The 18,257-nt window shown below is 62.3% G+C and carries 16 protein-coding genes and 1 tRNA gene; 6 read left to right on the top strand and 11 right to left on the bottom strand.

The genetic code is table 11. The annotated features are described in order from the left end of the window. Positions 1 to 7: 7 nt before the first annotated feature. From R3E82_01430 to R3E82_01420, 3 genes are read right to left on the bottom strand one after another with little or no spacing between them, the layout of a single operon-like run. Entirely contained in the window at positions 8 to 1,219 is a 1,212-nt protein-coding gene (locus tag R3E82_01430; GenBank protein MEZ5549528.1) for a site-2 protease family protein, read from the bottom strand. Then, entirely contained in the window at positions 1,212 to 2,411 is a 1,200-nt protein-coding gene (locus R3E82_01425) for an acyl-CoA dehydrogenase family protein (protein ID MEZ5549527.1), read from the bottom strand. Before R3E82_01425 ends, R3E82_01430 begins: the two co-directional genes overlap by 8 nt. Then, positions 2,411 to 4,084, bottom strand: coding sequence for a thiamine pyrophosphate-binding protein (locus tag R3E82_01420; GenBank protein ID MEZ5549526.1), 1,674 nt, complete (start codon positions 4,082 to 4,084; stop codon positions 2,411 to 2,413). Before R3E82_01420 ends, R3E82_01425 begins: the two co-directional genes overlap by 1 nt. Positions 4,085 to 4,359: 275 nt before the next feature. On the opposite strand from R3E82_01420, the gene R3E82_01415 reads away from it, so the two are divergent. Further along, positions 4,360 to 4,587 (top strand): DUF2061 domain-containing protein, encoded by a 228-nt coding sequence (locus tag R3E82_01415; protein ID MEZ5549525.1) that lies wholly within the window; start codon positions 4,360 to 4,362, stop codon positions 4,585 to 4,587. Between the two features lie 85 nt (positions 4,588 to 4,672). Then, on the top strand, positions 4,673 to 5,914 hold the full coding sequence (locus R3E82_01410) for an LLM class flavin-dependent oxidoreductase (GenBank protein MEZ5549524.1): 1,242 nt from the start codon (positions 4,673 to 4,675) through the stop codon (positions 5,912 to 5,914). A 90-nt stretch (positions 5,915 to 6,004) separates the two neighbouring features. On the opposite strand, the gene R3E82_01405 is transcribed toward R3E82_01410, so the two are convergent. The 4 genes from R3E82_01405 to pdxA all read right to left on the bottom strand — a co-directional run bounded on the left by R3E82_01405 (position 6,005) and on the right by pdxA (position 11,333). After that, positions 6,005 to 8,299 carry a xanthine dehydrogenase family protein molybdopterin-binding subunit gene (locus tag R3E82_01405; protein ID MEZ5549523.1) on the bottom strand — a complete coding sequence of 765 codons (2,295 nt, stop codon included), beginning with the start codon at positions 8,297 to 8,299 and terminating at the stop codon, positions 6,005 to 6,007. A gap of 7 nt (positions 8,300 to 8,306) precedes the next feature. Continuing rightward, the gene (locus tag R3E82_01400; GenBank protein MEZ5549522.1) at positions 8,307 to 9,149 is read right to left on the bottom strand and encodes a fumarylacetoacetate hydrolase family protein; all 843 of its coding nucleotides are present in this window, start codon (positions 9,147 to 9,149) and stop codon (positions 8,307 to 8,309) included. 1 nt (position 9,150) lies between these two features. Next, on the bottom strand, positions 9,151 to 10,233 hold the full coding sequence (locus tag R3E82_01395; GenBank protein ID MEZ5549521.1) for a Zn-dependent alcohol dehydrogenase: 1,083 nt from the start codon (positions 10,231 to 10,233) through the stop codon (positions 9,151 to 9,153). 98 nt (positions 10,234 to 10,331) lie between these two features. Further along, positions 10,332 to 11,333: a 4-hydroxythreonine-4-phosphate dehydrogenase PdxA gene (pdxA, locus tag R3E82_01390; GenBank protein MEZ5549520.1), complete on the bottom strand. Its 1,002-nt coding sequence runs from the start codon at positions 11,331 to 11,333 to the stop codon at positions 10,332 to 10,334. Between the two features lie 39 nt (positions 11,334 to 11,372). On the opposite strand from pdxA, the gene R3E82_01385 reads away from it, so the two are divergent. Next, positions 11,373 to 11,609 (top strand): hypothetical protein, encoded by a 237-nt coding sequence (locus R3E82_01385; protein ID MEZ5549519.1) that lies wholly within the window; start codon positions 11,373 to 11,375, stop codon positions 11,607 to 11,609. Positions 11,610 to 11,620: 11 nt separating this feature from the next. On the opposite strand, the gene ribB is transcribed toward R3E82_01385, so the two are convergent. From ribB to R3E82_01365, 4 genes are all read right to left on the bottom strand, one after another. After that, positions 11,621 to 12,712 (bottom strand): 3,4-dihydroxy-2-butanone-4-phosphate synthase, encoded by a 1,092-nt coding sequence (gene ribB / locus R3E82_01380; protein ID MEZ5549518.1) that lies wholly within the window; start codon positions 12,710 to 12,712, stop codon positions 11,621 to 11,623. 329 nt (positions 12,713 to 13,041) lie between these two features. Beyond that, a tRNA-Arg gene (locus R3E82_01375) sits at positions 13,042 to 13,118 on the bottom strand. A gap of 229 nt (positions 13,119 to 13,347) precedes the next feature. Further along, positions 13,348 to 15,039, bottom strand: a complete 1,692-nt coding sequence (locus R3E82_01370; GenBank protein ID MEZ5549517.1) for an amidohydrolase family protein — start codon at positions 15,037 to 15,039, stop codon at positions 13,348 to 13,350. Positions 15,040 to 15,066: 27 nt separating this feature from the next. Then, positions 15,067 to 15,552, bottom strand: coding sequence for an asparaginase domain-containing protein (locus R3E82_01365; protein MEZ5549516.1), 486 nt, complete (start codon positions 15,550 to 15,552; stop codon positions 15,067 to 15,069). A gap of 167 nt (positions 15,553 to 15,719) precedes the next feature. Here R3E82_01365 and R3E82_01360 point away from each other — a divergent pair, with 167 nt between their 5' ends. Genes R3E82_01360 through R3E82_01350 form a run of 3 tightly spaced genes read left to right on the top strand, consistent with a single transcriptional unit; the run spans position 15,720 to position 18,230 of the window. Further along, positions 15,720 to 16,532 (top strand): dienelactone hydrolase family protein, encoded by an 813-nt coding sequence (locus tag R3E82_01360; GenBank protein MEZ5549515.1) that lies wholly within the window; start codon positions 15,720 to 15,722, stop codon positions 16,530 to 16,532. A gap of 46 nt (positions 16,533 to 16,578) precedes the next feature. After that, positions 16,579 to 17,379 carry an alpha/beta hydrolase gene (locus tag R3E82_01355; protein MEZ5549514.1) on the top strand — a complete coding sequence of 267 codons (801 nt, stop codon included), beginning with the start codon at positions 16,579 to 16,581 and terminating at the stop codon, positions 17,377 to 17,379. Continuing rightward, positions 17,355 to 18,230: a 1-acyl-sn-glycerol-3-phosphate acyltransferase gene (locus R3E82_01350; GenBank protein MEZ5549513.1), complete on the top strand. Its 876-nt coding sequence runs from the start codon at positions 17,355 to 17,357 to the stop codon at positions 18,228 to 18,230. The genes R3E82_01355 and R3E82_01350 overlap by 25 nt, the downstream gene beginning before the upstream one ends. Positions 18,231 to 18,257 lie beyond the last annotated feature (27 nt).

The following is an 18,257-nucleotide window of genomic DNA, read 5'->3' as shown; positions in this document are numbered from 1 at the left end:
CCTAACTCTAGCCCGAGTCCGCTGTTTCGTCGTGCAGCATCATCCATCTGAGCAGATCCGCACTGCGCAAAAGACCGACCACCTGCCCGTCACGGAGGACGGCCAGGGGCCGTTCGCCCGCGGCGGTGAGCAGGCTGGTGGCCCGGGTCGCATCCATATCCGGCATCAGCACATCGGCATCCGCGATGGGTACCATGATCTCCTGCACCTTAGCATCCGCCCGGCGCTCTGCTGGAAGCGCCATGACTTCGGCCAGTGACAGGATGCCCACACAACGACCCTCAACCACCACCGGCCACAATAATTGACTGCTGCGCAGAAGGCAGTCTTCAACGAAATCAGCCACCCGGAGATCCGGTGTCACCACATCGAACCGGGTGCGCATCAGATCTGCCACCGAGAGCGGTGCAAGCACGCGCTGTGTCAGCGCCTGGGAGTAACTCATCGCGGCCAGGTGGCTGATGAACCAGCCGATCAGGATCATCCACATGCCGCCGAGTGACTGCAGTGCAAACAGATTCCAAAGCCCCAGCATCATGATGGCCCAGCCGAAGAGCCGACCGGCGGTTGCTGCATAACGGGTGGCCAGCAGCTGATCTCCGGTCAGTCGCCAGAGGAGCGCACGGAATACCCGCCCCCCATCCAGCGGAAAGCCGGGCACCATGTTGAAGATGGCCAGCATGAAATTGACCGAACCGAGCCACACCGCCGCGGTGATGACCGGACTCGCCTGCTGCATGCCCTCTTCAGGACTTCGCACCAGCATATCAATACCGTCGTCACCAAACGCGCTGGCAGCGAGGGCAGAACAGGCCAGAGCGATCGCCATACTCATCAGGGGACCTGCGATGGCGATGGCAAACTCTGCGGATGGCGTACGGGCTTCGCTCTCAATTTCTGCCATGCCGCCGAAGAGGAACAGTGTGATCCGGGGTACCCGGATGCCGTAGCGTCTGGCAACCAGCGAATGTGACAGCTCATGAGCGAGCAGCGACACGAAAAACAGCACACCCGCGGCAAATGCGGTGACCCAGACGGTGGATACCGGCCAGTCCGGATGCCACGCCGGGAATACCCCGCTGGCCAGACTGTAGACGATCAGCCCGAAGATGATCACCACACTCAGATCCAGGCGGATCTCTATGTCAAAAATGCGGAACAGGCGGATGCCACCACGACGGGTATTCGACGCCCGCGGACGGGGAGAGTGTTCAACCAAAGTACATGCCTCCATCCGTGTGCCGCAGCTTGTCACGGGCAATTACCATGCGGTGGACTTCCGAAGGGCCTTCGCCGATGCGCTTCACCCGCAGCTCACGATACCAGCGCTCGAGTGGCATCTCTCTGGCCACACCCATACCGCCAAACATCTGTATCGCCCGATCGACCACCCGGCCCGCTGTTTCGGTTCCGTAAAGTTTGCAGATCGAGGCATCCACCTTGGCCGTCTGGCCTGCATCTACTTTGGAGGCCGCGTCATACACCAGCAGGCGCGCGGCGCGCAGTTCGACCTCGGAGTCGGCAATCATCCACTGCAGGGCCTGTTTGTCAGCCAGCACGCCGTCCCGGGTCGGACGCTGTTTGACCCAGCCACAGACCATATCCAGGGCTTCCTGGGCGATGCCGATGCACCCGGCCGCATAGGGTATCCGGGCATCCACCAGCCACTGCTGGGCAACACCAAATCCCTGGCCCACCGGGCCCAGCACATTCTCCTCCGGCACCTCGCATTGATCGAGCACGATCTCGTAGGGTGACAGCGCACGGATCACACCGATTTCGTTGAACTCGATGCCCGGAAAACCGGGTTCGACAATGAAAGCCGTGATCTGTGGGGGTGCACCGTCACCACCATCCGAGGTGCGCGCGAAAATGATGCCGTAGTCCGCACCCTTTGCTCCAGTGATCCACATCTTGCGGCCACTGAGGAACCAGCTCCCGCCCTTCTTTACTGCCCGGGTGCTGATGTTGTTGCGCGGATCCGAACCACCGGTCGGCTCAGTAATTGCCACGTAGGCGCGCATGCCGCCCTCGACGCAGGGCAGACCATAACGCTCGATCTGCGCCGGGGTACCGCCCCAGATGATGTTCGGGGGACCGCCGCCAAAAGCGCCCAGTGCGGGCGCATAGGCACCGAGGCGGCATTTGGCGGATTCCTCGGCGATGATTACCCGGGCCATCGCACTGACCGGATTGCCGCCATATTCCTCAGGCACGGTTAGGCGGGTAAGCCCCATGGCCTCGGCGAGGCCGCGCAGACGTGTTCGATCCTCCAGGGAACAGCCCGTGGCATCGTGGGGCAGCCTGTCTTCGATCGGCTTCACCTGCTCACGCATGAAACGACGCACCTGATCCCGCAGCATCAGCAGTTCGTCAGACAGCTGAAATCCGTAGTGGCCCTCTCCGCTCATCAGCGCTTACCCGACGCCGGGCCTTTGGCTTGCTTCGGCATGATTGAGATCTCCATTGGTGCGAAACGGGTCATGTCCACATCGATCAGAAACGGCCCGTCTGTGCTCATGCCCTGATCGAGGGCGGTGGAAAAGGCATCGAGATCGCCGACCCGCACACCGGGGACACCCATGCTCTGCGCCATGGTGGCGAAATCCATGGTGCCCAGATCGGTTTCGTTGATGCGACCGAAGCGGGTGTCCTGCAGCCAGCGCAGCACGCCGTAACCGCCATCGTTGAATACACAGACCACCAGGGGCAGTCTGTATTGCGCGGCAGTCGCAAGCTCCGTTGCATGGAACAGGAAACCACCGTCGCCATTGACCAGTACGCCGCGCTTACCCGTAGCCACCACCGCACCCAGCGCAAAGGGCAGACCCGGGCCGATGGCGCCGGAAGAGGGATTGATCGAAGTGCGGGGTTCATACACCGGAAAGAGCTGATTGCCGAAGTTGTAGGCGGCGATGGTCGAGTCCCGTACCCACAGGCCATCCCGGGGCAGGCGTTCGCGCAGAAGGTCCATGATCCGTTCGAAGTCCGGACCCAGACGCTTGCGCATCGCGCGGCGCAGGCCATCCCGGCCATTCCACACCGCCTGGTTGAACTGGGCATCGTTGCCCGAGGCATCCGTCAGGCCATCGAGTATGCCCTGCAGGGCGAGACGTGCGTCGGCCACCAGTCCGGTGGCCCTGTGGGTGCGGCCGATGATGGCGGGATCGATGTCAACCTGCAGGAGTTCTCCCGGCGGTGTCTGGCGTGCGCCGGTGCCGTCCACTCCGACTGCGAATTTGGTGCCGATGGCCAGGGTCAGGTCCGCGTCCCGGATGGTCTGCTGCATGCCCGCGCTGCCGTAGAAGTTGCCGAGACACAGCGGATGGTCCTCGGGAATGGATCCGCGACCATCCACCGTGGTGAGCACCGGCGCATCGAGTTTTTCGGCCAGACGGGTGAGTTCCGCACTGGCCCCGGCCGCGATGACCCCACCCCCGGCTACAATCACTCTGCGCCGTGCACTGGCAATCTTTTCGACACTGCGCTGCAGCGCGGCCGCCTCCGGTGCAAAGACCGGCAGGTCCAGATCGGGAAACCCCATCTGCGGGCACAGCGCGTACTGCAGATCGATGGGTATCTCCAGCGCTCCCGGTGCCGGGCGGCCGCTGCGCATGTCCCGAATCACACGGATGAAGGACGCCCCGAGTTCCGCAACATGCCGCGGACTCTCCACGCACCGGGCCACGGTTCGAAGCATGGCTACCTGGTTCTCCGCCTCATGCACATACGAAAGTCCTTTGCCGTAAAAACCAGTTTCTGCCTGCCCGGTGATCACCAGTACCGGGGAAGACGCGTACTTCGCTTCGTAGAGCCCGGTGACGGTGTTTGTGGTCCCCGGCCCGGTGCTGGCGATCATCACACCGACCTTGCCGGAAGCCCGGGCATAACCGTCCGCGGCATGGGTCCCCGCCTGTTCATGACGCACATCGATGATGGCCGTGCGGCCGAGCCGATTGATGGCATCGAGGATCGGCATGTTGTGAATACTGACGATGGCGAACACATGCTCTACCCCGTAGGCGGCGAGTCCCTGTGCAATCAGATCTGCGCCGCTGAACCCGGCAGCTTGAGTTTCCGACATCCATTCCCTCACTTTTTGTGTCTGGCTGTTCTTGTGTCTGTCTGTCTACTGACCAATCTGTCTGCTGGCCTGTCCGTCGATATCCCCACCGCCAACCGGCCTGGGATCAGGATGACTATCCGGAGCCCATCCTGTCGAGTCAACTCGATGCCCGGTTCAGCACCCGGCGTGCTGAGGTTATAGCCGGGGGTTTGTGGACGCTCAAATCGGGCTCTGCTAGCTTGCCGGCCTTCCGCTTCGACAATCATCGACTATCCCTTCAGAGGTCCACCGGCATGAGCGTCATCGTGATCGAATCCCGCATCCGGAGTCTGGTGAAGGGGGTTTCCTATCGCATCCTGGGGACGCTCACCACCATCGGTGTGGCCTGGCTGATCGTAGGCGACATCAGCGCTGCGCTGCAGATCGGCGTGATCGAACTGTTCGGCAAGATCGCGATTTTCTATCTGCATGAGCGGGTCTGGGCGCATATTCCACTGGGTATGCCAAAGGAGTCGACATGACCAATCCCGGCAGGCTCTCCGGCTGGCACCCCCGCAATGCTCTGTGCCAAACTCCCGACACAGGTATTTTCGGGGGAGCGGCACGATGAAGTTCGGCATTTTCTATGAGCACCAGTTGCCACGGGGCTGGGATGAGACCAGCGAACACCGGCTGTTCAAGCAGTCCCTGGATCAGATCGAGCTCGCCGACAGGCTGGGTTTCGACTACGCCTGGGAAGTGGAGCACCATTTTCTCGAGGAGTACTCCCACTCCTCCGCACCGGAAGTCTTCCTCGCTGCGGCCAGCCAGCGTACGAAAAACATCCGCCTCGGCCACGGCATCATTCAGCTCACCACCAACCATCCCGCCCGGGTCGCCGAGAAGGTCTCCACACTGGATCTGATTTCGGACGGCCGGGTGGATCTGGGCCTGGGTGAAGGTGCTTCGGTGACCGAATTACATCCCTTCAATCTGAAGTTCCGCGACAAGCGGGAGGTGTGGGAAGACGCGGTGCGCTGTGTGCTGCCGATGTTCTACAACCACGGCTGGGAATACGACGGCGAGTATTTCAAGTTCCCGCTGCGCGCCGTGATTCCAAAGCCCTACCAGAAGCCGCATCCGCCGCTGTGGGTGGCCTGCTCCCAGCTCGACACCATCAAGTACGCGGCCCATCGCGGCATGGGCTCGCTGTGTTTCAAGTTCGTGAATCTGGATTCTGCCCGGGCCTGGGTGCACGCCTACTACAACACCTATCTGCGTCACCTGGAAAAACTCACCGACTACCAGACCAACCCGAACATCGCCGTGGTCGGCGGCTTCATGTGTGCGCAGACCGACGAGGAAGCCTGGGCCAAGGCGGATGGCTGGACGTTCTTCCAGTTTGCTCTGCAGCTCTACGGCAAGGAGGGTCCCTTCGAGCCGGGCAGCGTGAACTTCTGGGACCGCTACCAGGAGTGGAAACAGACGCCCGCCGGTCAGCAGCGCAGCGGCAGCGAACTCATCGGCTCACCGGACACCATCCGCGCACGGTTGCGGGAACTTGCCGATGCCCATGTCGACCAGGTGATCCTGCTCAACCAGGCCGGTAAGAACACCCATGAGGACATCTGTGCGAGCCTCGAGCTGTTTGCACAGGAAGTGATGCCCGAGTTCCACGCCATGCAGCCACAGCAGGATGCCTGGAAAGCGGCTGTGCTCGCCGGCGAAGTCGAACTCGAAGACATCGACACCGAGCCATTCAATATCACCCGCGGGCGCAAGCCGACTCAGCAGTCAACACGGGAAGCGCGGGATATGGTGTCGGGTACTGTGGGACGGCCCGGGGCAGAAGGGGTGAGCGGCGGCTGAGCGTCAGATCCCGGCAGCGGGCTGCGTCCACATCAGGCGTGCCGTTTCCCTCGAATCGCCGCGGCGATCCTCGGGGCTATTCCCCATCTCTCACCGGGATCGCTGCAGCGCCCGCCAGATCCGCTCGGGTGACAGCGGCATATCGAGACCTCGCGCCGCCGCCCCCAGCGCATCCGCCACCGCGCTGAACACCGCGGGCGGTGCGCCGCATGCGCCGCCTTCACCGATTCCTTTCACACCCAGTTCATTATTGGGATCGAGCACCTCATGGAAGCTCACCGCAATATCAGGGATATCGGAAGCCCTTGGTATGCCGTAGTCCATGAAACTGCCTGTCACCAGTTGCCCGTCCGGGTTGTACAGCGCGGCTTCATGCAGGGCCTGACCCACCCCCTGCACCACCCCGCCATGTACCTGCCCGGCGGCGAGCAGCGGATTGATCACCCGCCCGCAATCGTCCACCGCGGTGTAGGCGACCACTTCGGTCACCCCGGTGTCCGGATCGATTTCGACTTCGGCGACATGGCAGCCATTCGGAAACGTGTAACCACCACCCCGGTTGTAACGCAGTGTCTGATCGAGGCCCGTGCCACCGAACTGGGGCTGCAGTGCCGCCCGGGCGACGTCGGCAAGACTGACTCGCGCTGAGGTTCCACTGCTGCGGTAGACGCCACCTTCGAACTCCACGTTCGCCACCGGACTCTGCAGCAGCTCGGCGGCAATCGGCGCCCCCTGACCGGCCACCGCCAGAGCGGCACGACGCACCGCGATGCCGCCCATCTGAGAGGATCGGGAACCGCCGGTACCGCCTCCGAACTTCACAAGCCGGGTATCCCCCTGGATCAGTCGGATCTGGTCAAAATCCAGCCCCAGGGTGTCGTGGAGTATCTGGGAGAATGCGGTGTCGTGGCCCTGACCGTGGGCATAGGTGCCTACCACCACATCTGCTGAGCCATCTTCGTGCAGGATGATGCGGGCTTCCTCCTCGGGACCGCCACCCGAGGACTCCACGTAATAGCCGAGTCCGATGCCACGCAATCGGCCCCGCCCTGCTGATTCTTCCCTGCGCGCCCCGAAACCCGCCCAGTCTGCCCGTTCGAGTGCCATCGCCATGGTTTTTTCGAATTCGCCACTGGCGATGGTGACCCCGGAGTGCATGCGATACGGCAGGTCAGCCGGTGTAATGAAATTGCGCCGACGGATCTCTGCGCGATCGAGTCCGGTGACTCGCGCCGCTTCGTCGAGCAGACGCTCCATGATGTAACAGGCTTCCGGACGACCTGCGCCGCGGTATGCGGCGACCGGCATGGTATTCGTGAACAGACACTTCACGGACTGATACAGCGCCGGAATCCGATAGACGGTGCCGGTCACCCGGCCACCCGCCATAGTCGGCACGAGGGGGCCGACCGCCGAGCAGTAGGCGCCGAGGTTGGCAAGGGTTTCGATCTTCAGTCCGAGAATTCTTGCCTGTGCATCCAGCACCAGCGTGCCCTTTGTCAGATTATCGCGGCCGTGGGAGTCGGTAAGAAACATTTCCGAGCGATCACCCGTCCATTTTACCGGGGCGCCGAGCTCCCGTGCGGCGAACAGACAGAGCACGGCCTCTGGATGCACTTCGCCACGGATACCGAAGCCACCGCCGGTATCACCGGAAATCACCCTGACCCGGTCCAGAGGCACCTTGAGTACCGCTTTCGCCAGCACCACCTGCTGCGCTACGGCGCCCTGGCTCGGGTTATAGAGGGTATAAACCCCGTCATGGTAGCTGCCCACGCAGCAGCGTGGTTCCAGCGGGCTGGGAACAACCCGGTTGTTGATGACGTTCACGGCTACGAGGTGAGCGGCGCCTGCGTGCGCGGCGTCATACGCCTGTGTGTCACCCTGTTCAAAATGAATCGCCAGGTTGGTTCCACAGGCCTCATGCAGAACCGCGGCATCCGGATCCAGCGCACGGCCCGGATCCACCACCGGCACCAGATCGTCCACGTCGAACTCGATCAGCTCGGCAGCATCCCGGGCGGCGCTGCGGCTGCGCGCAACCACCGCGGCAACGGCTTCACCCGCAAAGCGCACCCGTTCTTCAGCAAGCACCGGACGTCTTGGTATGAAACAGGGCTTGCCGTCGCGATCCTTCAGCACGGCCCGGCACGGCAGACTGCCGAGTTCGGCCAGATCCGCCGCAGTGTATACCCGCACCACGTCAGCATGTGTCCGCGCTGCCGTGGTGTTCAGTGTACGAATACGGCCATGGGCATAAGGCGAACGGAAGATCGCGAGATAAAGCTGATCCGGCAGACTCACATCGTCGGTGAAAACACCGCCGCCCGTTACCAGACGCGGGTCCTCCTTCCGCGGCACCGGTTGCCCAACGCCGAATTTCATGCGCCGATCAGCCGACGCTGACGGTGTTGCGCAAGGTGCCGATGGGCTTCACCTCGACTTCGATTACGTCGCCTTCGTCCATGAACACTGGTGGCTTGCGGGCTGCACCTACCCCGCCCGGAGTGCCTGTGACAATCACATCGCCAGGCACCAGTTCGATGAAAGTCGAGCAGTACTCGATCAGCTGTGCGAAACCGAAAACGAGCAGATCGGCCGTCGCATGCTGCATCACTGTACCGTTGAGCCGGGTGGTGATCTCCAGAGCATCCAGATCGCCAATCTCCTCCGGCGTCATCATCCAGGGACCAAAACCACCGGTGCTGGTGAAGTTCTTTCCAGGCGTGAACTGGGAGGTATGACGCTGGAATTCACGCACACTGCCATCGTTGTAGATACCGAATCCGGCCACGTGTCCGAGGGCGTCACTCCGACTGATACGACGCCCCGCCTTGCCGATCACCATGGCGATCTCACCTTCGAAATCCAGTGTCTTTGACTCATGGGGACGCAGCATGGGCTGCTCGTGTCCCATCTGCGCACCGGCAAAACGGGCAAATATCGTCGGGAAAGGTTCCCCGCCCCGGCCGGTCTCGGCCTGGTGATCCCTGTAGTTCAGGCCCACACAGAGAATCTTGTCCGGATTGGGGATAGTGGGCAGATAGCTGATGGCGTTCAGTGGCACATCGGCGCTGTCGCCGTGCGCCGCACCCCGAGCGACGTCCCCGGTGGCAATGGCCACCTTCAGATCCGCAAGCCCCGCACGCTGACCAACGTCGACCACCCCCTGCCCATCCCGGGTAAGGTAGCCGAAGCTGGCCTTGCCCCTGTGTGAAAACGAAAGCCAGCGCATGTCAGTTGAACATGATTACGTTGCGCGCGACCTCTCCGGTCTCGAGCTGCTTGAAGGCATCGTTGATGTCCCCGAGCTTGATGTGACCCGACACCATATCGTCCAGATGCAGCTTGCCCTGCAGATAGAGCTCAACATAACGCGGCATATCCACACGGAAGCGGTTCGAACCCATGAAGGAGCCCTGGATCTTCTTTTCGAAGAGGAAGTCCGGACCGTGCAGGCTGACCATATGGCCAGGTGGAATCATGCCGATCACGGTTGCCGTGCCACCGTTGCGCAGCATGTTGAAGGCCTGCTCCGCCGTGACCTTCAGACCGATGGCCTCGAAAGAGTAATGCACACCGCCACCGGTCAGTTCCTTCACCGCTGCGATTGCGTCGACCTCGCCGGCGTTCACCACATCGGTCGCACCGAACTTGCGCGCGAGTTCGAGTTTGGATGCAACCCGGTCGACGGCAATTACCCGGCTCGCACCGGCAATCGCAGCACCGTTGATACAGGACAGACCCACGCCCCCACAACCGATCACCGCCACCGTGGCACCCGGCTCGACCTTCGCTGTGTGTATGACCGCGCCAACCCCGGTGGTAACCCCACAACCGATCAGCGCCGCTCGATCAAGTGGCATGTCATCCCGGATTTTGGCGACCGCATGCTCATGCACCAGCATGTATTCAGCAAAAGAGCCGAGGTTGGCGAACTGCCCCATCACCGCACCTTTCTGGCTGATGCGGGGCTCTGCATCCGCTGCGCGTTTTGTTTCGGGTTCCTGACACAGTGACATGTGACCTGTCAGGCAGAATTCGCAGTGTCCGCAGAACACGGACAGGCAGGTGATGACGTGATCGCCCGGTTTCACGTAGTGCACGTCCGAGCCCACAGCTTCGACCACGCCGGCGCTCTCGTGCCCGAGTACCATCGGCGTGACGCCGGGATAGGTACCGTTGAAAAAGTGCAGGTCACTGTGACAGACACCGGCCGCCGCGGTACGGATCAGCACCTCCCTCGGACCGGGCTTGGATACCGAGATCTCTTCGATCTCCATGGGCTTGTTCACTTCGCGGAATACGGCGGCTTTCATAGTGAGCTCCTGTCGATGAACGGGTGAGTTTGCCCCACCCGGCGGAAGCCACGCAAGGCGCAGACCGCGCCGCGGGGTGTGGTGCATATGATCAGGATCTAAAGATCGCCCAATTTACCGGCCACCAGGGCCCGGGCAGCCATGATCGCCGCCGCGAGCCCGCGCGGATCGGCAATGCCTCTACCGGCAATGTCGAACGCCGTGCCGTGATCCACCGAGGTGCGTACGAAGGGAATCCCGAGCGTTGCCGTGGTGCTGCGATGGAAGTCATGGACCTTGATCGCGATATGGCCCTGGTCGTGATACAGAGCAAGCACCACATCAAACTCACCGGCAATGGCGCGATTGAACACCGAGTCCGCTGGAATCGGCCCGCTGACCTGCAGACCCGCCTGTCTCGCCCGGGCAACCGCAGGCATGAGCTCATCGATTTCTTCCCGGCCGAGCAGGCCCGACTCGCCACCGTGGGGATTGAGTGCGGCCACGGCGATGCGCGGTGATGGCATGCCCCAGCCCGCCAGGGTGTCGGCCATCAGGCGCAGCTTTTCGAGCACGTTGTCCCGGGTGACATAGCGGGCGGCTTCGATCAGCGACTTATGGGTAGACAGATGCACCACCTTCAAGCCCGGTGTCATCAGCATGGTGGCCGTCCACTGCACTCCGCACAGCCGCGCGAGGATCTCCTGATGGCCGATATCGTGCACATAGCCGGCGGCATGAATGGCGGCCTTGTTGATCGGACAGGTGACCATGCCGGCCGCCTCCCCGGACAGACACCAGCCGGCGGCCTGCTCCACGGCACGCACTGCCAGTTCTCCGCACTGAGCGTTAATTTCGCCGAAACGGAATCCTGCCGGGCGCTCACCCAGATCCACCAGAGCGACGGGGGTGCGTTGTTCTCCCGGGGTGGTGATGCGGGGCAGGTCCGGCAGGCCGACCCCGGCCGCAGCCGCACCCGCATCGAGCGCCCAGCCCGGGCCGATCAGCGTCAGGGGTGCAGCGCCTGTGTTCGATGCCAGGACTTTCGCCAGGACTTTCGCCAGCACCTCGGAACCGATCCCGGCGGGATCACCCATGGTGATTGCGATCGGTCTGTTCACAGACTTCCCCTCGCCGGCTTTACTGTATATAAATACAGTATGAACGTACTTTCAGATCTGCTGGTCGCCTTTCAGCTGTATGCCGTGTGCAGCGACTGTCAGCGCATGGAAGCGGTCGACCTGCCCGCACTGTGTGAGCAGATCGGCGGTACCACACCGATTGCCGCGGTCCGAATGCGTCTGCGCTGCCGCGGCTGCCACAAGCGGACCCGGGACATCCGCATCATCTACGTCGGTGAGGGTGCGAAGCTGTCCGGCTTTCATTATCGGCGCTAGCGGGCCAGGGATCAGTCGTGCAGCAGCTCGGTGGATTCCAGGGTCAGGCCGAAACCTTCCACTCCCACATAGTCCACTTCCCGACCGGCGATCAGCCGTATGCGGGTCAAACCCAGATCGCGCAGGATCTGGGCTCCCACGCCGATCTCAAGCCACTCCGCCTTGCGGGTGTCTTCCTTGCTCTGGCCGGCCAGAGATTCCATGGGCACTCCAACAAAGCCGGAACGCAGGTAAATCAGCACCCCGCTCCCAAGAGACTCGATTCGGTCCAGGGACACATCCAGCAGACTGCGGGCGTGTCCGGACTGGGGGCCGAAAATATCGTCCAGCAGCTTTTCCCGATGGATGCGCACCGGCACCGAACCCGTCGTATCACCGAAAATCAGTGCAAGGTGTTCTGCGTCTTCGAAACGGGTCTTGTAGGCCACCGCCCGCGCCTTGCCGATGCGGGTCTGCACCTCGAACTCCATCGTCCGCTCCACCAGCTGCTCGCGTCGCTGTCGGTAGGCGATGAGATCGGCTATGGAGATGATCTTCAGCTTGTGTGCGGCGGCGAACTCGATCAGCTGGGGCAGTCGCTGCACGGTGCCGTCATCGTTGACCAGCTCGGCCAGCAGTCCGACCGGCGGGCACCCCGCGAGGGTGGCGAGGTCGATACCCGCCTCGGTGTGTCCCGACCGAACCAGCACACCGCCGCGCCGGGCTATCAATGGAAAAATGTGGCCGGGGCGGACAAAATCCGAGGCGCCGACATTGCTGTTCGTCAGAGCCTGTACCGTCGCCGCGCGCTCGTCTGCCGAGATACCTGTGGTCAGCCCCTCCCGGTAGTCGATGGAAACCGTGAATGCGGTACTCATGGGTGCGTCGTTGCGCGCCACCATGGGATCCAGCCGCAGCCGTGACGCCTGCTCTTCGAGAATCGGGGTGCACAGAATGCCGCTGGTGTGGCGGATCATGAAGGCGACTTTCTCCGGTGTCGCCTTGCTCGCCGCCATGATCAGGTCGCCCTCGTTCTCCCGATCGTCATCGTCGACAACCACCACCATCTCACCCATCCGGATGGCCGTGAGGGCGTCTTCCACGGAATGAAACTGACTCGACATGATTTCCTCAAGCGCAGGGTGTGGGCGGTTCTTTTCAGGGCGGGAAGCCTATCACGGCGCTGCAGCACGCCCAATCCCGGAAGCGCCAGGGGTCCGAGCCGGTCGGGTCCGAAGGACCCGGGACGGAGCACCGCTCCGTCAGGCGAGGACGGGCCGGCAAGGACGCCGGCCCTGGGGCCAGTCGAGCTGAATCCCTCGCGCCACGGACGGCGAGAACGCGCCACGGACAGCGAGAACGCGCCACGGACGGCAAGAACGCGCCACGGACAGCGAGAACCAGCCAAACCATGACCACATCCAAAAACCACAACTATTTGAAACATGAGTGATGGCGCGCCCGCAGGGACTCGAACCCCGAACCCCCAGGTTCGAAGCCTGGTGCTCTATCCAATTGAGCTACGGGCGCTCAGAAAATTGTACTTCCATGCCGTCCCTGGCGATGCAGTGTGCAACTATTCAACACCAGCCCGCCCTTCCATGCGCGGGCGTAATCGCCTGGCGAACCCGTGGTTCGCCTCGGGCTGCGCCCGACCGGCTCTTACCCAATTGAGCTACGGGCGCTCAGATCGACTACTGGAAGCCGCGCAGTTTGCTTCCCGGCCCTTGCGAAATCAAATCAAAAACCGGCTGTCTGCTCAGGACCGCAGCAGCCGACCCGGCGTCGCTCCACTGTGTACGTTGTCCTCGAGCAGCACCTCGCCGTTGACGATCACCTGATGCATACCCTCGGCCGTCTGCTTCAGCCGCTTAGCACCGGCGGGCAGGTCGTGCACGACCTCAGGCAACCTCGCACCCACGGTGTCCGGATCGAAAATCACCAGATCCGCCGCCATGCCCCGACGGATCAGCCCTCTGTCGTGGAAGCCCCAGAGCGTGGCGGTGTCATAGGTGATCTTGCGCACCGCCGCTTCCAGGCTGAAGGCCTGGCACTCGCGTACCCAGTAACTGAGCAGATGGGTCTGCAGGGAGCTGTCCATGATCTGCGCCACATGGGCTCCGGAATCCGAGAAGGTCAGCAGCGACCGCGGGTGCTTCATCATCTCCAGCACATGATCCTGGTCTTCGTTGGCAATCGGTTGCCGGAAGAAAATGTCGAAATCGTGTTCTAAAGCCAGATCGATCATGAGTTCCACCGGATGCACACCGCGAGCCTTGGCCAGCTCCGCCATGCTCGGCTGGTCGTAGTTCATGTCCGCCATCGGATACACCCAGTCCCACTGAGGCGGGCGCGCTTCAGCGCCCACCACCCGCGGGCCGGTATAGGGACGGCTTGCCACCTCGATCAGCCTGGCCCTGATGGCCGGGTCCCGCAGTTTCACCTTCTGGGCTGCCAGGGGCAGTGCGCGGATGTCCTTCCAGACATCCCATCTATCGAAGGGCGTGTGGCTTTTGAATGACAGCAGTACGTTCAACGCCCGACTGTGCACCTGGGCGTGCATTCTCCCCCCGGCCGCTGCGGTTTCATCGAGCAGGTCAAAATAAGGCCGCCACAGTTCGGGAGCAGCCCGCACGCTGAACATGCCCCAGGTCTGGGTAACACCCGATTTCAGCGCCAGTTGCTTGAGCCGCTCATGGTATTCGCGGATTTTATCCGGATCACGCCCCGGTGCTTCACCGGCAATCTCGAATATGCCTTTTCCCGTCTCGCCCATGGCGCAGACGATCGCCTCGACCTCGGCCCAGTCCGCCACCCGGCTGGCCACCGGCCGGTCATCGGCGGTGGTGTGGTTGAAGGTGCGGGAGGTGGAAAAACCGATGGCACCGGCGCCGACCGCCTCTCTGACCTGCCGCGACATCGCCTGCAGATCCGCGTCCGTTGCTTTGTCTGAGAATGCCCGCTCACCCATCACATAGGTACGCAGGGCGGAGTGACCGATATAGCCGGCGTAATTGATGCCTTTCGGCAGCGCGTCTACCGCGTCGAGAAACTGGGGAAAGGTCTCCCAGTTCCAGCGGATGCCTGCCAGCATCGCGTCCCGGGAGAGATCCTCAGCACGCTCCAGATTCCGGAACACCAGATCCGCCTGGGCTTCCGCGCAGGGCGCCAGGGTAAAGCCACAGTTACCCATCACTGCGGTGGTCACCCCATGGTAGCTCGAGCAGGAGCCGATTGGATCCCAGAACACCTGGGCATCCATGTGGGTGTGTCCGTCCACGAAACCGGGCGCCACCACCCGGCCGTCTGCGTCGATCACCTTGTCTGCCTGCTCCCGTATCCGGCCAATCGCCGCAATACGACCATCCTGTACAGCGACATCTGCCGAATAGCGGGCGCCGCCGGAACCATCCACCACAACGGCGTTTCGGATCAACAGCTCATAGGTCATGTCGGCTTCTCCTGATTTCTCCCGGACTCAGACAGGTACGAAGGCATTCTGATCCCGGTCTTTGCGCACCCGATCCGCCGGGAACACCTGGCCGTTCATCACCACATATACGCCTGCCGGCAACGTCTGGACAGCCCCGAAAGCCATGCCGACATTGAAGACAGCGTCACTCTCAGCAAATCGCGCCGGGGCGAGAGAACCCGTCAGCACGATGGTTTTACCGGTAATACCGGAAAGTGCAGCAGCCGTGGTGGTCATGGTGTCGGTGCCGTGGGTGATCACCACCCGGTCTTCGTCTCTTGCCAGCACGGTGGCCCGCACCAGCTGCCGGTCCGCGTCCGTCATCTCCAGACTGTCTTTGCGGAGCAGGTTGACCACGTCGAAAGGTTGCCGCACGTGGGCCTGGGCTAGCAGGCGGGCAATCACACTGTCGCCCACCTCGTAGTCACTTTTCGCATCGAAATACACCTTATCGATGGTGCCCCCGGTTGTGATGATGAGTATCGAATCCACTGGTGATGCATGCTCCGCAGAATTCCATCGACCGGGTGGATGATAACCGCAGTGCCGGGTGAGCGTCCGAATGCGCTGTTTATTCCGCAGCCGGAGGTTGTTTCCCGGCCAACCCAGTACGGTATGCTCAGCACACGCCGATCATCGACACACTCAAGGATTCCGCCATGAAAAACCTTCTGATCTGGCTGCTGAGCCTCACAGGCAGTCTGGCCCTGGCAGAAGTCCCTTTTGCACCCACCGCCGACGATGCGCTGCCGCCTGCCATCCTCGGCCAGGCACCTGCGCTGGCCGGAAGTGACGCGGTCTATCATGAGGCCGATCCCGCCGCAGTCGGCTACCTTGCCGTACCGGATGCGCCCGGTCCGCACGGGGCGGTCATCCTGATTCACGAATGGAATGGTCTGGTGCAACGGGTCAAGGAGACGGCGGACGCGCTGGCCGCGGAAGGCTATGTAGCCCTGGCCGCGGATCTGTACAGCGGTCGAACGGGCAGCAATCCTCAGGAAAATATGGCGCTGGTGCGGGAAACCCTCGCAAATCCCCAGGCCCTCATCGACAACCTGGAGTCTGCCGTGAAGTTTCTGCAGGCACGGGAAGACACGACCGGCAAGGTGGCCACGGTGGGCTGGTGTTATGGCGGTGGCGTGGCGCTGACCTTCGCACTGGGCAGCGACAGCCACGATGCAACTGCTATTTTTTACGGCCGGCTGCTGAATGATCCGGAGCAGATGCAGCACATCCATCACGAGATATACGGAACCTTTGCCCGCAATGACCAGGGCATACCGGTGGAGGATGTCGATGCCTTCGTAGCCGCCCTGCGCGCGGCCGGGGTCGAAAACGACGTGCACATCTACGATGGTGTGAACCACGGTTTCTGGCTGCACGTCGATCGGGATCCGGATACCAACAGGTCGGCGGCGCTGGATGCGTGGCAGCGCCTCAAAGCCTATTTCAAACGGACCCTGGGCAGCTGAGTAGCACAATCCACCGCTCGCACGAATAGACCCCGCGAATAAGACCATGGCGATGATACTTCCGCACTGGCAGGTACACGAAGGTCAGGGACCGCACCTTCTACTCGTGCACGGCTTCCTGAGCAGCCGCGCTCAGTGGATGCTCAACATCGAAGCGCTTGGCAAGGTGTGCACACCTGTGACGGTGGAACTCTTCGGGCACGCAAACTCGCCGAGCCCCGCAGACCCAGCCTGCTACGAACCCGGCTATTACGTCGCCTGCTTCGAAGCCATCCGCACCGCACTCGGCGTCGAGCGCTGGTTCCTCCTGGGGTACTCGCTGGGTGCCGGACTGACCCTGCGCTATGCCTTTGAACATCCCCAGCGGGTGACCGGTCATCTGTTCACCAATTCCACCTCGGGACTGGCAGATGCCGCTCAGCGGCAAGCCTGGCGCGCCGGATCGAAGGAGGCTGCGGCAGGAATCCGTTCGGGCGGACACAGCGCCATGGTGCGAATTCCCGTGCATCCCCGCCACGCCCGCAGTCTGCCGGAAGCGGTGCAGGGCGCTCTGCTCGCAGACGCGAAGCTGCACAATCCGCTCGGCATAGCGATGACCCTGGAAGTCACCAATCCTGCGGTCTCCATGCGGGAACGGCTGGCTGAGAACACCAGGCCCGCCTGTCTTATCTGGGGCACGAAAGAGCGACGTTTCACACCTCACGCCGAGCATGCGCGCAGCGCCATGGCCGACCTGCGCATCGTGGAGCTCGACGCGGGGCACGGCATGAACATGGAAGCACCGGCTGCTTTCAATCTGGCTGTCGCCGAATTTATCGACCAATGCCGCACATCGTCGACACACTGATCGAAGAGCGCGCCGGCCGGCTGATGCGCAATCGGCTCGTGTGGCGATTCGTGCAGTCTTCGCTGTACCCCCTGCTCGGTTATCAGCAGGCGGTGGATCTCGTGGAAACGGTGAAGTCGATGTCCGCTCTGGAAATCTTCCACCACCTCACCGCGATGCTCGAGATGCAGGTGGAGGTAGAGGGGTTGGCGAACCTTCCAGCTGCCGGGGCTGCGATTCTGATGCCCAACCATCCCGCCGGTATCGCCGATGGTGTCGCCGTATTCGATGCAATTCGTTCGGTGCGCGAAGACATCACCTTTTTTGCGAACAGAGACGCCATCCGCGCAGCGCCGGAGCTCGAACAGATGATTGTTCCCGTGGAATGGGTGAACGAGCGCCGCACACGGCAGCGCAGCAGGGAAACCGTTAAAGGTATGGCGCGCGCTTTCCGGGAAGAGCGCCTGATTGTGATATTTCCTTCCGGAAGGCTCGCACAACCGACACTCAAGGGTCTGATTGAAAGGCCATGGCAGGCCACCGCGATCAACCTCGCGAATCGCTATGACTGCCCGGTGATTCCCATGCACATCAGCGGCCGCAACTCATGGGTTTACTACCTGTTCTACCTGCTGCACGACGAACTGCGGGATATGACCCTGTTCCGGGAACTGCTCAATAAAAAACAGCAGCGCTACCAGCTCACCCTGGCACACCCCTTCAGCACCCGTGCTGCCATGGCCGCGGAAAATCTGGATGCAGAAACCCTCACCCGGCGGCTGCGGGACTTCGTGGCTGAAGGCATTCCAAAGGGCGAACGTCGATTCGGACCGGGAATCGATCCCGAGCAGGTCCAGAACAGCTGCAGCTGAGAGAATGACAGACCGGCTGGGCTTACG

This window comes from Pseudomonadales bacterium (genome assembly GCA_041395945.1).
Taxonomy (GTDB): Bacteria; Pseudomonadota; Gammaproteobacteria; order Pseudomonadales; family Azotimanducaceae; genus SZUA-309.
Note: the sequence above shows the minus strand (reverse complement) of the source record. Positions and strands in the feature narration are given on the sequence as shown.

Excerpts from the sequence above, each read along its gene's own strand:
- R3E82_01405 (MEZ5549523.1), bottom strand. The coding sequence starts at position 8,299 with ATGAAATTCGGCGTTGGGCAACCGGTGCCGCGGAAGGAGGACCCGCGT.
- R3E82_01425 (MEZ5549527.1), bottom strand. The coding sequence starts at position 2,411 with ATGAGCGGAGAGGGCCACTACGGATTTCAGCTGTCTGACGAACTGCTG.
- R3E82_01385 (MEZ5549519.1), top strand. The coding sequence starts at position 11,373 with ATGAACGTACTTTCAGATCTGCTGGTCGCCTTTCAGCTGTATGCCGTG.
- R3E82_01420 (MEZ5549526.1), bottom strand. The coding sequence starts at position 4,084 with ATGTCGGAAACTCAAGCTGCCGGGTTCAGCGGCGCAGATCTGATTGCA.
- R3E82_01350 (MEZ5549513.1), top strand. The coding sequence starts at position 17,355 with ATGCCGCACATCGTCGACACACTGATCGAAGAGCGCGCCGGCCGGCTG.
- R3E82_01355 (MEZ5549514.1), top strand. The coding sequence starts at position 16,579 with ATGGCGATGATACTTCCGCACTGGCAGGTACACGAAGGTCAGGGACCG.
- ribB (MEZ5549518.1), bottom strand. The coding sequence starts at position 12,712 with ATGTCGAGTCAGTTTCATTCCGTGGAAGACGCCCTCACGGCCATCCGG.
- R3E82_01370 (MEZ5549517.1), bottom strand. The coding sequence starts at position 15,039 with ATGACCTATGAGCTGTTGATCCGAAACGCCGTTGTGGTGGATGGTTCC.
- R3E82_01410 (MEZ5549524.1), top strand. The coding sequence starts at position 4,673 with ATGAAGTTCGGCATTTTCTATGAGCACCAGTTGCCACGGGGCTGGGAT.
- R3E82_01395 (MEZ5549521.1), bottom strand. The coding sequence starts at position 10,233 with ATGAAAGCCGCCGTATTCCGCGAAGTGAACAAGCCCATGGAGATCGAA.
- R3E82_01400 (MEZ5549522.1), bottom strand. The coding sequence starts at position 9,149 with ATGCGCTGGCTTTCGTTTTCACACAGGGGCAAGGCCAGCTTCGGCTAC.
- R3E82_01360 (MEZ5549515.1), top strand. The coding sequence starts at position 15,720 with ATGAAAAACCTTCTGATCTGGCTGCTGAGCCTCACAGGCAGTCTGGCC.
- R3E82_01415 (MEZ5549525.1), top strand. The coding sequence starts at position 4,360 with ATGAGCGTCATCGTGATCGAATCCCGCATCCGGAGTCTGGTGAAGGGG.